This is a genomic window from Bacillus sp. RE35 (assembly GCF_052146655.1).
In the GTDB taxonomy this organism is placed as follows: Bacteria; Bacillota; Bacilli; order Bacillales; family Bacillaceae_G; genus Bacillus_A; species Bacillus_A cereus.
In genome coordinates, this window is sequence record NZ_CP197377.1 from 985,630 (window position 1) to 1,000,271 (window position 14,642).

A 14,642-nucleotide genomic window follows, 5' to 3' on the forward strand; every position below is an offset into this window, starting at 1 on the left:
CAACTAAACCTCACTTATTTTATTAACCATACACTCATTACCGAATAGAGTTGATGTAGATTTAATGGTTTACTTATATAATCTGAAGCGCCAGCAGATAAACATTTTTCCTTATCATTTGGCATTGCTTTAGCAGTTAATGCGATAATAGGTATTTCATTTAGCCCTAAGTTCATTCGGATATTTTCCATCGTTTCATAACCGTCCATATTCGGCATCATAATATCCATTAAAATAAGGTCAATATTTGTATTGCTTTTTAGTATTTCTAAACACTCTATGCCGTTTTGGGCAGTAATAATGTTGGCATTTTGTTTTTTTAATGCATTTTGTAACGCAAATATATTTCGATGATCATCATCGACAATTAAAATGTTTTTCTCTTGGAAGACGTTATTTGTTTCTGGAGTAACGATAGTTTCTTCAACAACTTCAGCAGGAATAACATCTTCTATCGTTGCTGCGACTTCTAAATTGGATAACTGTATATCATGTAATCCATTTGGAAGGTTAGGAATATATACGGTGAAAGTACTACCTTCTCCTACATTACTCTCTAACGTAATCCAACCACCTAATAATCTCGCAAACTCTTTACAAATAGATAAACCTAATCCTGTACCACCATACTTTCGAATCGTTGCTCCATCTGCCTGTTGAAAGGCTTCGAAAATAAGTTGATGCTGTTCTTTAGCGATACCAATACCAGTATCTTTTACTGAAATTGTAATCCAATCTTTACTGATAGACTGCATATCATGACTTAAATTGGTTGTTTCTATCGAATCAAAATGTAAAGAAACGGATCCTTTTTCTGTGAATTTAAATGCATTGGATAATAAGTTTTTAATAATTTGCTCAATCCGTTTTGCATCTGTATAAAACAGATCAGGAATCGTATCACTGTCCTCAATAGTAAATTCGACATTTTTTTGTGCAGCTATATGTAAAAAGTTTTGATGCATATTGGCTGCCATGTCACTTATGTTCGTTGCCTCAAAAATGATGTCTAGTTTGCCTGCTTCTACTTTAGATAAATCTAGTATGTCATTAATTAAAGTAAGTAAGTCTTTCCCTGATGAATGAATGACAGTTGCTAATTCAATCTCATCGTCGGATAAATTGTTATCATGATTTTCTCTTAACATTTCAGATAATAGTAAAATACTATTTAATGGTGTGCGTAATTCATGTGACATATTTGCTAGGAACTCAGATTTGTATTTTGAGCTGCGTAACAACTCGCTTGCTTTTTCTTCTAATTCTAATTTAGTAATTTGTAAGTCAGCTGTCTTCTGCTCAGCCTCTTCAGTTCTAGACTCTAATTGTTCATTCGTTGTTCGTAATTCTTCGGCTTGCATTTGTAGTTCTTCCGCTTGTGTTTGCAATTCTTCTGATTGAACTTGCAACTCTTCTGTCATTGCTTGTGATTCATGTAAAAGAGTTTGAATTCGCATACGTCCCATAATACTATGGATTGTTAAACCTAAATTATCAACAGTTTGGTGAATTAAATCTTGATGTAAATCTGAAATCTCAGTTACACTTACTAACTCCATTACTGCAATCACTTCATCTTCAAATAAGACAGGGATGACTAGTATATTTTTAGGACGTATTTCTAATAATCCAGTAGTAACGTAACGAAACTCTTCAGGTATGTCCCTCAGAATAAAACTTTTCTTTTCTAAAGCAGACTGTCCAATGAAACCTTCACCCATTTTAATGGATTGTTTTCCAACATCAGCACCTTGATCGGCGAAAGAAGCTTTTTTCACATAGTAGACAGTTTCTTCATATTCTTCACGTACATAAAATGCACCGCAAGAAGTTTGCGTTTTTTGTATGATGCCACTAAGAATTTTTTTACCTAACATCTCAATAGAAGATACACCTTGATACATTAAAATTAATTCTGCAAGCTCAGTTTGTAACCACTCTCTTTTTGATATTTCGTCTAGTAGGTGATTTGTTGTATGAGCAAGATCTTTTATTTCATCATGTGTATTTACATGAATTCTTTCCGTAATTTTTTCTTTAGAAGAAATGGATTTAATAGCTTGAATTACATTTTTAATCGTTTTTGTAATGGCATTCGAAATATAGAGTGAAACGATAATAGAAATACAAGAAAGTAAGAACAATAAACTGTATAACCAAATCTCTAATTTATTATTTTCAGTATCTAATTGTGCAGCTCTTTTTTTCGTTAGTTGCTCCTCAGTGCTCCGGAAGTTAGTTACCTGCGATTGTAATGATTGAATTTGAGTCGTGTCGATTGTTTGTACATTATTACTATTATTATTTGTAATGAGTGGGTGAATCTCTTTATTAATCCAACTAGTAATGTTTTCGTTAATCTGTTTTAATTTTTCTTGCTGAGAGGGATTATCCTCTAATAAAGCAAAAAGATCTTGATAATGTTTTTCGTAATCCTTTTCCGCAGAGTTAAGGGATTGCACGTAAGTAGGGTTATTAGAAATGATAAACCCTTTCGCTTTATTTTCAATTGTTAGTAACTCTTTCTCCACTTGATTCGTTAAATTGAGAACTTTGAAATCGTGATCAATAATAAAATTACGAGATTTTTGTAAGCTGGAAATCTCATTGTTTAACATAATGAAAGAAACAAGTAAGAACAAAATGATAACTAAATAACCAGCCATAATTTTGTAGCGAATACTAAATTTTGCTTTCGAGTTCATTAAAAATTCCTACCTTCAAGGTTATTAAAACTTTTCTATTTTAAAGAATGAAAAACGTAATATATATTATATCAGTTTTCATAAGGTCAAACTAGAAATCCCCCTATTGTATTAGGGGGTTCTTTTTTAATAGAGGAAATCATTTTGAAATATAAAAACATATATGAAAGGTAGTAGACGAGGGAATAGAGGATAACAAACATTCTAAGAAGGGAAGAGTGTTTTTAAAGCTCTTTTTGCATCTATTCCTTCAAAAATAAATAATACAAGATCTCTCTTTTTTACAGTAAGGAAAAAGGATACTAGAGTGCTTAAGTTTTTAATAGAAGTAAGTGTTCCGTGTTTACTTATAAATACATTCGTTTGAAATGTTGTCATTAAAGCATAAAAATGATGAATCTGCGTTATTGTAGGTGTTTCATTATAAGAAATAGTAGTAGAGTGAATGGCGTTCATCGTAATATTCCTTTCCATATAGTAAGCATAACAATATAAACATACCCGTTTAAAAAAATGTTAAACATATAAATAAGAAAAAATATAATTATAGTTTTTTACGTTTAGAAAAGGTTAGGAAGGGTATACATATACTACAAAGAGATTAACTGAAGATGAATTGTAAGATGTCTATGTTTAGTAGATTAGTCTATCAAAATATACTTTTACTTTAAATAAAAAGGAGCCTGGTATACATGAATGAAATGATGATTAATATTACATTTGATTTAATTTACTTGTTAAGTAGTTCACTTGTAGTGCTTATACTATTCGCTTTTTTCGTAAATGGTTATGTTAATAAGAAGATTAGTGTATACAGAAATGAAGAAAAATAAAGATACATTATATAAAACTTTAGGAGGTTAATAGTTATGAATGTAGATAGAAAAATAGTAGGTGTTTTTAGAACAATTGATGATGCGGCACTCGTTATTAATGAATTAAATGAAAAAGGATACTCAGCAGATAACATTTCAGCTATTGCAAAAGATCAGAAGGAAATTGAACATCTGGAAGAAAAATCGGGTGAAAAAGTGAATAGCGAAACTGCACATAAAGCAGATATCTTTTCAGCAACAGGGCTTGTAGCAGGTGGACTCGGTGGTTTATTAACAGGTCTTGGTATACTTGCCGTTTCTGGAATGGGTCCAATCGTAGCAGCGGGACCGATCGCAGCAGCAATTGGAGGAGCTGGTATTGGCGGAGGAGCTGGAAGTTTAATAGGAGCATTTATAGGATTAGGAATTCCAGAAGAACATGCTAAAAAGTATGAAGAATATATTTACGATGGAAATATATTAATTTTAGTAGATGCAAAATTAGATAATAAGTTAGAAATCTATAAAATCTTTGATAAGCATCATGCTTATAACTCTGATTTCTTTAAATAAAATGTAAACAAAGTAAATATCGTTTTTTGATCTTACAAATTTGGCGCGGCCGAGGAGTCGTATGACTATAAGAGAGGAAGGGCTTATAGTAAAAGATCAAGTTCTATCATGCTATTTAAAAGGGAAGAGGTGTCTTTTCGTGATTGTAAAAATATTAAAGGATAGTAGCGATAGTTTCCTTTGCACGATTCAAAATAAAAATGGGGATAAGTATGTAAAGAAATGGTTTCGTAAACATGAGAACAATGAAAAATTAGGACGACCAACTTTCAAAGAAGTAGAAAAGGACTGGAAAGAAAATAAAGAGTCGTTTATGTATCCTAATTTTAAAGCGCTTTATTAAAATGAAACATAATGCGCGTTTCATTCTTACAAAACTGTCACATTCCTGTAAGGTAATTCAATAGATTAGTTGTTTGTTCCATGTCATAATAAAGACATAAGAAAGCTAATTAAAACTACAACTTATTAGGAGAGTGTCAGTCATGATTGTAACAACAACGTCTGGAATTCAAGGTAAAGAAATTATTGAGTATATCGATATTGTAAATGGTGAAGCTATTATGGGTGCAAATATTGTCCGCGATTTATTCGCTTCTGTTCGTGATGTTGTCGGTGGTCGTGCTGGTTCTTATGAAAGTAAGCTAAAAGAAGCTCGTGATATCGCAATGGACGAAATGAAAGAACTTGCAAAACAAAAAGGTGCGAACGCTATCGTTGGTGTTGACGTAGATTACGAAGTAGTTCGTGATGGAATGTTAATGGTTGCTGTAAGTGGTACAGCTGTACGTATATAAGTAAATAAAAAACAGGCTCACCCCTTGAAGTTTATGCTTTGAGGGGGTTTTTTATTTTTCTTTTGTTCATGACTAAAGTTAAAATAGAGAAGGGCCGATGTACTAGCTCGCTTATTTCAAATGTAGTATATTATTTCTTAAGAAAAAGCAAATAAATGGAAGTTTTTGTATTTAAAGAAGGTGTTAATTTTATGACAAATAATAAAATTGCTATTTGAGGTACGAAGAGAATTAGTGGTATGAATAATTTTAGAAAGTGTATAGTTAATAGAAATAAACGATGGAGTATGTAAAGAGTTATATTACATAAAATTTATTATGAATGGAGGCGGTTACACTATGTTTTGGTTAGGATGTTTTTTAGGATACATTGTAGGTTCTATTATTACATGTGCGCTACTTTACTTTGGATATAGATCCAATGAAAATAAAAAAGCGGATATGCAAAAAGGGGAGGAGAGAAAAATCAATAAAAGAGGTGTATAGTAGGCGAAAGGTAAGGTGATAACATTGATGCAAAAATAAAGGACAGTTACATATTTCATATGATTACTATGTACTGTCCCGCTTATTCCTTTTGGATTAGGAAAAATTGTTTCCTGTCTTGCTGTAAAATTCATAGGCGAAATATCCAAATAAATAGCCTATTCCAGCTCCTAAACTAACTGAAAGCAGGGCGAAGTTCGGGAAAAATATACCGAAAATCAAACCGATCATACAGCCAACAAGCATTCCTATAGGTATTAAACTGTCTAATAACAGTTGAGCCTCTTTTGATTTTTTCTTACCTAATGTGCCGTTGTCATATTTATGTTTAAGCCTTCCAATTACATAGACTACAATTCCCCCGACTATTAAAACAGGCGCAATTGCCGTGAGTAACCACATGTTAGAATCTCCTTTCGCTTTTTTAATTAAATTACATAAGCTACTTAAAATTCTATGCTACTAAATGGATTGATAGTTGAATGTACTCAATTTAATAATTCGTTAAAAAAACTTTCCCTTTCGTTTTTTCAGCAGACTGCACAATATCAACCGCAGCTCTTACATCCACTAAGTCATATGTAGAATGTACTTTCATAAAACGTAATTGCTCATTTTCTACTAAGCGAATTAAATGACGAAACGTTTCTTGCCATTTATAAGGTGACACTTCTTTATTCCAATGTCGTAAATGAAATATGTTCGCGTGCACTTTTGCTTTCGTGACAATCTCTGCCCAGTTTACTTGTATTCCCGACAGAAGTCCTATAGTTAAAAAGTGCCCATTGGGACGTAAGGAGAAAGCTAATTCATTTCCATCCGGTCCCCCAATAGAATCAATCGCAGCGTCTGCACCTCTGCCGTTTGTTAATGTCATAACTGTTTCATAAAGCGGGGCAGTCGAAGTATCAATTATATGATGAGCGCCAAGCTGAAGTAATTCGTCTGTATGTTTACTATTTCTTGTCACGGCAATGAGTTGGAAATTTAAAATTTGCGATAACTGCGCAAAAAGATGCCCGATAGCGGATCCACAAGCATTCACTAACAAAACATCATTCCGTTGTAAGTTTAGCGTTTCCGTACATGTAACCCAAGCCGTAAGGGGATTAATATACATTTGTGCCGCGGTAAAATCATCGATAGAATCGGGAATAGGGACTACAAAATCAGCCGATGTTTTCACATATTCTTGCCAAGTACCTTCCCCGCGTAACGGTAACACACGTTTACCGATGAGGTCTCTAGAAACAAAAGCTCCTACATCTTCTACAATACCAACACCTTCATAACCAGGTATGTTAGGTAAAGGGATTCTATGTGCGTACGCTCCGGTTATTGGAATTAAGTCAGATGGATTAATCGGTCTAACTAGCATACGGACGAAAACTTCATTATCTTTCAGTGGTTCTATATTTTTATATTCAACTTGTAATACGTCTTTTGGATTGCCAAACTTATGAAATTGAATGCATGTTCCAAGCAAAGTAATTTGCCCCCTTAGTTTCATTGGGTTTATTATAGCATTTTTAGTTTGGGTGGTTATTTTGTTAGTGATAAATAGGGTTTTTAATTTACGTATTTATCAGAATTTTATAAAATGTGTATATAACTATGAAATGGGGGAGATTTCTTCATGTGTACTAGTTTGACGTTACAAACTAAAAATTTCCAACATCTTTTTGCGAGAACAATGGATTTCACATTAGATATGAATCAGGAAGTAATAATCATTCCTCGGCGTTATCAGTGGAACAATATAACTGGTGAAACAATCCGAACGAAAAAGGCTGTTGTCGGAATGGGAATTAATTTTGGAGGAAGGGTCATGATGGCAGATGGAGTAAATGAAGCTGGTATGACATGTGCAACTCTCTATTTCCCAGGATTCGCTACTTATAGTAGTCATGTAGATAGCAATAAAACGAATGTAGCACCATTTGATTTTGTGACTTGGAGCCTCACGCAGTTCAATTCTGTTGAAGAATTAAGAAAATCTATTGATAGCATTGCCTTTATAGATGTGCCATTACCAATTTTAGGGGTTACTCCACCGCTACATTGGATTTTAGCAGATAAATCGGGAGAATGTATTGTACTTGAGCCGACAGCTGATGGAATAAAAGTGTATGACAATCCAATAGGAGTGATGACTAATAGTCCGGAGTTTAGTTGGCATTTACAAAATTTAAGACAATATATTGGTCTTAAATCGCAGCCATTTGCGCCAACGGAGTGGGGCGATGTACCATTAAGTGCTTTTGGCCAAGGTTCAGGATCGATGGGACTTCCTGGAGATTTCACACCGCCATCAAGATTTGTACGGGCAGCGTATGGCAAACAAAACATTCAAGGTATAGAGAACGAAGAAGAGGGTATATCGGCTATTTTTCATATTTTATCGAATTGTGAGGTTCCTAAGGGGGCAGTAATAACAGAAGACGGTATATTAGATAATACGATCTATACAAGTGCAATGTGTATGGAGTCTGGAACATATTATTACCATACTTACGATTGTAGACAAATTATAGCCATTCATTTATTCAATGAAGATTTAGATACAGCTGAGATTAAAACGTATCCGTTTCAGCGGAAACAAAAAATATTTTATGAAAACTGAAGCGCCCCTGAAAAAGTGAGACTAATAAAAACACCTCCATTTAATTTGCATACTTAGTATGCGAATTTAGGAGGTGTTTTTTATCATTTACCAATATTCAGGTTTACTTCTTGCTATTCTATTAAGCCGAAGCTCTCTTCATTCTCTCAAGTAAACTAGACAACACATGCGTACGATAAGATTCTAGTTTTTTACCTTCATAAGTACGGATACCTAATTTTTTAAGTTCTTTTACATACCAACCTTTGCTTCCGAAATACATGTGATCGCTCCCCTTCAACTTTGTTTTTATTTATCCTGATTGCATATGGAGGTACAGGAATTATAATGAAGGAAATGAATTTCGCGCGAAAATGGTTAACTTTGTTGCAAAAGACATATATACTAAAGATAGTATACAACGAGGTGGACAAGACGTGATTATAGAGAAGCACGAAATTCAAATTGACCAAATTACTAGCGGTAAAGTGAATATCTTTACTTTCTATAGAAATAGAAAGCAAATTGATGATCATTTTTTACGATTGCAAGAACCATCGCTTACAGCAAACTACTTCTTCCATTTTCATTTTGATGCAGAGAGCTTGCATCTACTGCAGAAAGAGTTTCAGGGCGTATATCCGTACGACGGTAGTGAAACGATTCACGACTGGACGGAAAAGATGAAAGCTGAATTGCAACATCAGATCCAAACAGGAAAATGGAATAAACGCGTACGTATCGGTAATCGCATTCTAGATGTGGTGTTTACGTGGTGTGACGAAGATATAGTAGAGTGAAAAAGAAGCGGATGACGCTTCTTTTTTTTAGCGCTGGAATAAAACGAGCTTACCTGCAGTAGATGTACAGCGATGTGTTTTTTCATACAATCCTTTTTCTTGTAAGATAGATTCACCTTTTGCTTTTGCTTCTTTTTCAGTTGCCGCCTCGAATGATTCGTCTAATGCTTTTGAACCATCTTTTTCAAAGACTGTTAGAACGTATACTCCCATGAAAATTCCCTCCAATAATTAAAATCAGAATCTTATAATTATTTTGACATAAAACGCTACAATATGCAAAGAAATATATGACATTGCGTGGTAAAATAGAATGAAACTTTACTCATCGAGAATATTTTCATTCTCGATGATTATTAGTTTTCAGCGATGTTAATTTTAATAAAATGAAACTTTTGAAAGATAGAAAGGATCGTTATTTGTGAAACAAGTAAAGTTTATACATGCGGCTGATTTGCATTTGGATAGTCCGTTTAAAGGAATGGAGATGAATGTTGCGCAGTCTGTTTGGAAGAGAATGAAGCAAAGTACGTTTGAATCATTTGAGCGTATTGTTGATAAAGCGATTCAAGAGCGCGTTGATTTCGTATTACTAGCTGGGGATTTGTATGATGCGGAGACGAGAAGTTTGAGGGCGCAAGTGTTTGTGCGTGAGCAAATGAAGAGACTTTCGCAGTACGATATCCCTGTTTTTATTATTCACGGTAACCATGATCATTTAGGAGGAAGCTGGGCAGCAATTGAGTTTCCGGAAAATGTTCATGTATTTACTGAGCCTTATGTAGAAGAGAAATCATTTTATAAAAATGGTGAGCTATTAGCTTCTATTTATGGGTTTAGTTATTTGCAGCAAGCGGTAACGGATAATATGACAGCGCAGTATACGAAAATGAGTGATGCGCCTTTTCATATTGGCATGCTTCACGGAAGTGTGGAAGGAGATGCAGAGCATAATCGCTATGCACCGTTTCAAATTCGTGAGTTGAAAGAAAAACTGTTTGACTATTGGGCTCTTGGCCATATACATAAACGTGAAATTTTATCAGAAGAGCCGTATATGATTTATCCAGGGAACATACAAGGTCGTCATCGTAAGGAAACAGGCGAGAAGGGTGCGTACCTTATTGAACTTACGAAACAAGGAACGCAATGTTCATTTTTCCATACGGCAGATGTTGTATGGGATGAGATTGAAGTTTGTATTGATGGACTTGAAACCGTTGATGAACTTATGACGAGCCTATCTACTGCGATGAATGAATGCAGAAGAGAAGAGGAAGGGATGCTTTTAACTGTCGTATTCACAGGGCAGGGCCCACTTTCTCCTTATTTGCGTGACGAAAAGCGTGTGGAAGAGATTTTTCACATTTTAGCATCTGGCGAAGAGCGAAAAGATTTCGTATATGCAATGAAGTGGAAAAATGAGACGGTTTCTTTTGCAGAAATCGAACGTTTGAAAGCAGAAAATCATTTCGTCGGTAGTGTGCTAAAAGAGTTAGAAGCTTTCAGCAATATGGACGGCGTATTGCGCACCATTTGGACATCTCCTGTAGCGCGTAATAGTATTGAATCTTTTACAGAAGAAGAGAAGAAAGAGATTCAAAAGGAAGCAGAAAATATTATTTTAGAGCAATTATTCCAGCAAGAGAGGGATAAAAAATGAGAATTGAAAAACTCCATATTTATGGGTACGGAAAATTAGAAAATGTGGAAATGGATCTTTCATTGCTGACGGTGTTATACGGTGAAAATGAAGCGGGGAAATCGACAATTCGCTCATTTATGAAAAGTATTTTGTTCGGTTTTCCGACGAGAGGACAGCGCCGTTATGAGCCGAAAGAAGGCGGGAAGTATGGCGGCGCGATGACTGTGCAAACAGAGCAGTATGGTCGTTTGAAAATTGAGCGATTGCCAAAGACGGCAGCTGGCGAGGTGACCGTTTATTTTGAAGACGGGAAAACGGGCGGAGAAGAAATTTTAAATGATATATTAAGCGGGATGAATGAAAGTTTATTTGAATCTGTCTTTTCATTTGATATGCATGGTCTTCAAAATATTCATCAGCTAGGCGAAGCGGATATTGGCAATTATTTATTTTCGGCAAGTGCAGTCGGAAGTGATGCGCTATTGCAGTTAGATAAAAAGCTAGAAAAAGAAATGGATCAGCGCTTTAAGCCGAGCGGGCGTAAACCAGAAATTAACGTGTCACTGCAAGAGATGAAGAAACTTGAAGAGAAGATGAAAGAGTGGCAAGGAAAAATTGGCACGTATGAAAAACAAGTAGAGCAGTTAAAAGAAAGTGAAGAGAAGCTTGCTTCTGTTCGCGTGGAGAAAGAGAGTGCAGAAAAGCGAAAGCAAGATTATGAAATATTAGCAGCGCTTGAGCCACTCGTTATTGAAAAACGTGCGCATGAGAAAGTGTTAGAGAACGAGAGCGGGCAGTTTCCTGTAAACGGAATGGCGCGTTATGAAGCAATGAAGGCGAAGATGGAGCCGCTTCAATTACAAGTTGATTCGCTCCACAAGAAAATTGAGACAGTGCAATCGGAAATTGCCTCGATTCAAATAGATGAAGAGTTTTTACAAAAAGAAAGTTATGTAGAAGAACTTCGTATGCAGCATATGTCTTACGAAAATGCACGCCAAGAAATGCGTGATATGAGCGGGAATATTACGAATATAAAAGAAGAAATCGCAGAACTAGAACAACAAATTGGTACTACTTTTGAAAAGGAAACAGTTCTTTCATTTGATATGAGTTTGGCAACGAAAGAGTTAATTACGCAAACAGTGCAAAAGGCGCGCGAATTAGAAACGCAAAAAGCACAGCTCGATGATCGTTTTAAAGTAGCGCAAGAGCAATTAGAAGAACAAGAAGAAAATATAAGACAGATTAAGAAACAAATGTTAGTGGATGAAGAGAGAAATGTGTTAGTTGAGAAAGAGAAATCGTTCCAAGATGCGGCGTTTATCGGTATGGGCGCAGAGAGAATGAAGCGCAAGTATGAGGAAAAAGCAGGAGTAGCTAAGCAAAAGAAAAAGCAGTGGCAAAGAGTTTGTCTTCTGTTACTTCTTATTAACACAGTCGTTTTATTCACGAGCTTATTTATAGACAATCGCCCGCTCTTATTTATTAGTGTCATTGTTTTTGTAGGGATTGTTCTTGCCCTCATTTTATATAAAGATCCGTCAAGTGGATTACAAGAAGAGCTCCTTACACTTCAGCAAAGTGCCGGCGGGAGACAAAGTGAAGAAGCGATGTCTGTTCGCTATCAGTTAGAAAAAGATGAAGAGATACGTAAATTATTTGAGCGCGAGTCTTATAAGTTACAGCAGTTGGAACGAGCGTATGATAAAGTCGTTTCATCGTATGAGGAATGGGAGAGAGAAACGTTCCAGGCGGGAGAACAAGTCGATGCATATAAAGCGCGCTATATGTTTCCTGAATTTTATACGTATGCACACATATTGCCGGCGTTTGAGCGTATTGAAAAAATGCAGCAATTATATCGTGAATTAGAGAAACAAGGCACGCGAAAATCTTCATTATATGAAATGATTTCGCAATTTGAACATAAACTAGAAACTGTTATCGGTAGTGCGGAGTATAGTAAGCTACACGAGGCACAAAGCCGTATGCAAAATGAGAAAGAGAAGCGCCAAACTTGTAAGCAGTTAAAAGAAAAACTGGCGGAATGGCAAGAAGAATATGAGTTTATGCAAGAACAATTAAAGAAATTACTAATAGAACGAGATGGTTTATGGCATATTGCAGCGTCTACAGATGAAGAGATGTTTTTAGAAGCGGGTAAACTAGCGGAAAACCGTGAAGATGCAGAGAAACAAGTGGGGCGTTTATTACCGCAAATTGATCTGTTAGAACAACGTTTAACGAGTTTATCATTAGCTGAACATTACGAAGCTGACGGTTATGACGGAAAATTAAAGCAAGAACTGACAGTCGTGCAAAACTGTCTGGTGCAAGAGAAAGAACTGACAGAGCGTATTGCGAAACATCGTATGGAAATTGCGAATTTAGAAGAAGGTAGTACGTACGGCGATTTAATGCATGAATGGGAAATGAAAAAAGCGCAAGTGCGTGAACAAGTGAAGAAGTGGGCTGCTTATGCGGCCGCAAAAACGGTGTTAACGAAAACGAAGCAATATTATCATGAAGTACATCTTCCTCGTATTTTACAAAAGTCAGAAGAGTATTTCGTCTATTTAACAGGCGGACGATATAGTAAAATCTTTTCACCGTCAGAGTCAGAGCCGTTTATTGTAGAGCGTAACGATGGTATGCGTTTTTACAGTCATGAACTAAGCCAAGCGACAGCGGAGCAGTTATATTTATCGCTGAGATTTGCACTAGCAAAAACATTTGAGCATGATTACCCATTTATTATTGATGATAGTTTCGTGCACTTTGATGCGGTAAGGACGAATCGAACGATTGAACTTATAAAGGAAATTGCAAAGGATAGACAAGTCATATTCTTTACATGTCATGCGCATTTACTCGCCTATTTTACAGAAAAACAGATTATAAAATTAACACATATGCGTAAAGAAAATGAGTTGTAGTGTGCTATACTAAAAGTAACTGATTTGGTGGAGGAATTCGAATGAAAAAGAAAATTGCAGAGTATGAAGTTGGTGAACAAGTCGATATTTTCTTGTTAATTAAAACAGCGACAAAAGGTATCGCAAGCAATGGAAAGCCATTTTTAACAGTAATCTTACAAGATCCAAGTGGAGATATTGAAGCGAAGTTATGGGACGTATCACCAGAAGTTGAGAAACAATATGTAGCGGAAACAATCGTGAAAGTAGCTGGAGATATTTTAAACTACAAAGGACGTATTCAATTACGTGTGAAACAAATCCGTGTTGCGAATGAAAATGAAGTAACAGACATCTCAGACTTCGTAGAAAAAGCACCAGTGAAAAAAGAAGATATGGTTGAGAAAATTACGCAATACATATTTGAAATGAGAAACCCGAACATTCAACGTCTAACAAGACATTTATTAAATAAGCATCAAAACGAATTTTTAGACTATCCAGCAGCGACAAAGAACCATCACGAGTTCGTATCTGGACTAGCTTATCACGTCGTATCAATGCTTGATTTAGCGAAAGCTATCTCAAATCTATACCCATCGTTAGATAAAGACTTACTATATGCAGGCGTTATTTTACATGACCTTGGTAAAGTAATCGAACTATCTGGCCCAATTTCTACAACGTATACGTTAGAAGGAAATTTACTAGGCCACATTTCGATTATGGTGAACGAAATTGGTAAAGCGGCAGACGAATTGCAAATCGATGCAGAAGAAGTATTAATTCTTCAACACATCGTCCTTTCTCACCACGGAAAAGCAGAATGGGGTAGTCCAAAACCACCATTAGTAAAAGAAGCAGAAATTCTGCATTACATCGATAACTTAGATGCAAAAATGAACATGATGGACCGCGCATTAGGACGCACAAAACCAGGCGAATATACAGAGCGTGTCTTTGCGCTTGATAATCGTTCGTTCTATAAGCCGTCGTTCCATAATTAAAAGTGTGAATAAAGTGGCCTTATTAAGTTTTAAAAGCTTAGTGAGGCTGTTTTCTTTATTAAAAATTAAATGAAATAGTTAAGAAGTACGCATGGGGTTAACGAAGAACGATTAAAACATATCTCACCACTAGAATGGGAGCATATCAACTTTAATATGGCAGATACTTAGAATCGCTTCAGCCTGTATAACAGGCCTAAAAATAAGAGTTGAAACTTGTTTAGCATCTATTTTTGTTAAAAGGTGGGAGAATTGTGCTATGATGTGGGCAAATATAAAACTATCTAAAGGAGG

16 protein-coding genes are annotated in these 14,642 nt (G+C 35.5%); 10 read left to right on the forward strand and 6 right to left on the reverse strand.

What is annotated here, in order from left to right; all coding sequences use genetic code 11:
• Positions 1 to 14 precede the first annotated feature (14 nt).
• Both ACTL4X_RS05195 and ACTL4X_RS05200 read right to left on the reverse strand, forming a co-directional pair.
• Positions 15 to 2,705: an ATP-binding protein gene (locus ACTL4X_RS05195; RefSeq protein ID WP_441395003.1), complete on the reverse strand. Its 2,691-nt coding sequence runs from the start codon at positions 2,703 to 2,705 to the stop codon at positions 15 to 17.
• Between the two features lie 204 nt (positions 2,706 to 2,909).
• On the reverse strand, positions 2,910 to 3,161 hold the full coding sequence (locus ACTL4X_RS05200; protein WP_000991356.1) for a hypothetical protein: 252 nt from the start codon (positions 3,159 to 3,161) through the stop codon (positions 2,910 to 2,912).
• Between the two features lie 236 nt (positions 3,162 to 3,397).
• Here ACTL4X_RS05200 and ACTL4X_RS05205 point away from each other — a divergent pair, with 236 nt between their 5' ends.
• The 5 genes from ACTL4X_RS05205 (at position 3,398) to ACTL4X_RS05225 (ending at position 5,376) form a co-directional block, all read left to right on the forward strand.
• Complete coding sequence (locus ACTL4X_RS05205; RefSeq protein WP_001004569.1) at positions 3,398 to 3,538, forward strand: hypothetical protein; 141 nt, start codon at positions 3,398 to 3,400, stop codon at positions 3,536 to 3,538.
• A gap of 36 nt (positions 3,539 to 3,574) precedes the next feature.
• Entirely contained in the window at positions 3,575 to 4,093 is a 519-nt protein-coding gene (locus tag ACTL4X_RS05210) for a general stress protein (RefSeq protein WP_441395004.1), read from the forward strand.
• 139 nt (positions 4,094 to 4,232) lie between these two features.
• A complete protein-coding gene (locus ACTL4X_RS05215) occupies positions 4,233 to 4,436 on the forward strand; it encodes a DUF4028 family protein (RefSeq protein WP_139310375.1) in 204 nt (67 codons plus the stop codon).
• Positions 4,437 to 4,578: 142 nt separating this feature from the next.
• A complete protein-coding gene (locus tag ACTL4X_RS05220) occupies positions 4,579 to 4,890 on the forward strand; it encodes a YbjQ family protein (protein ID WP_000637511.1) in 312 nt (103 codons plus the stop codon).
• A gap of 339 nt (positions 4,891 to 5,229) precedes the next feature.
• Positions 5,230 to 5,376 (forward strand): hypothetical protein, encoded by a 147-nt coding sequence (locus tag ACTL4X_RS05225; protein ID WP_000498628.1) that lies wholly within the window; start codon positions 5,230 to 5,232, stop codon positions 5,374 to 5,376.
• Positions 5,377 to 5,472: 96 nt separating this feature from the next.
• Here ACTL4X_RS05225 and ACTL4X_RS05230 read toward each other — a convergent pair whose 3' ends face one another.
• Together ACTL4X_RS05230 and ACTL4X_RS05235 are read right to left on the reverse strand one after the other, a co-directional pair.
• On the reverse strand, positions 5,473 to 5,778 hold the full coding sequence (locus ACTL4X_RS05230) for a hypothetical protein (protein ID WP_000266566.1): 306 nt from the start codon (positions 5,776 to 5,778) through the stop codon (positions 5,473 to 5,475).
• A gap of 91 nt (positions 5,779 to 5,869) precedes the next feature.
• Complete coding sequence (locus ACTL4X_RS05235) at positions 5,870 to 6,862, reverse strand: zinc-dependent alcohol dehydrogenase family protein (protein ID WP_000901734.1); 993 nt, start codon at positions 6,860 to 6,862, stop codon at positions 5,870 to 5,872.
• A 150-nt stretch (positions 6,863 to 7,012) separates the two neighbouring features.
• Here ACTL4X_RS05235 and bsh point away from each other — a divergent pair, with 150 nt between their 5' ends.
• Positions 7,013 to 7,999, forward strand: a complete 987-nt coding sequence (gene bsh / locus ACTL4X_RS05240) for a choloylglycine hydrolase (RefSeq protein WP_000337598.1) — start codon at positions 7,013 to 7,015, stop codon at positions 7,997 to 7,999.
• A gap of 121 nt (positions 8,000 to 8,120) precedes the next feature.
• Here the strand turns inward: bsh and ACTL4X_RS05245 are convergent, their stop codons facing one another.
• On the reverse strand, positions 8,121 to 8,261 hold the full coding sequence (locus tag ACTL4X_RS05245; protein WP_000273537.1) for a YflJ family protein: 141 nt from the start codon (positions 8,259 to 8,261) through the stop codon (positions 8,121 to 8,123).
• A 154-nt stretch (positions 8,262 to 8,415) separates the two neighbouring features.
• Here ACTL4X_RS05245 and ACTL4X_RS05250 point away from each other — a divergent pair, with 154 nt between their 5' ends.
• On the forward strand, positions 8,416 to 8,778 hold the full coding sequence (locus ACTL4X_RS05250) for a hypothetical protein (RefSeq protein WP_000582786.1): 363 nt from the start codon (positions 8,416 to 8,418) through the stop codon (positions 8,776 to 8,778).
• Between the two features lie 27 nt (positions 8,779 to 8,805).
• On the opposite strand, the gene ACTL4X_RS05255 is transcribed toward ACTL4X_RS05250, so the two are convergent.
• The gene (locus tag ACTL4X_RS05255; protein WP_000539552.1) at positions 8,806 to 8,991 is read right to left on the reverse strand and encodes a YhzD family protein; all 186 of its coding nucleotides are present in this window, start codon (positions 8,989 to 8,991) and stop codon (positions 8,806 to 8,808) included.
• A 208-nt stretch (positions 8,992 to 9,199) separates the two neighbouring features.
• Between ACTL4X_RS05255 and ACTL4X_RS05260 the strand changes: the two genes are divergently transcribed.
• From ACTL4X_RS05260 to yhaM, 3 genes are read left to right on the forward strand one after another with little or no spacing between them, the layout of a single operon-like run.
• Entirely contained in the window at positions 9,200 to 10,441 is a 1,242-nt protein-coding gene (locus tag ACTL4X_RS05260; RefSeq protein ID WP_071740562.1) for a metallophosphoesterase family protein, read from the forward strand.
• Positions 10,438 to 13,362: an ATP-binding protein gene (locus ACTL4X_RS05265; protein ID WP_071740561.1), complete on the forward strand. Its 2,925-nt coding sequence runs from the start codon at positions 10,438 to 10,440 to the stop codon at positions 13,360 to 13,362. Before ACTL4X_RS05260 ends, ACTL4X_RS05265 begins: the two co-directional genes overlap by 4 nt.
• Positions 13,363 to 13,403: 41 nt before the next feature.
• Positions 13,404 to 14,348 carry a 3'-5' exoribonuclease YhaM gene (yhaM, locus tag ACTL4X_RS05270; RefSeq protein WP_000726638.1) on the forward strand — a complete coding sequence of 315 codons (945 nt, stop codon included), beginning with the start codon at positions 13,404 to 13,406 and terminating at the stop codon, positions 14,346 to 14,348.
• Positions 14,349 to 14,642: the final 294 nt, after the last annotated feature.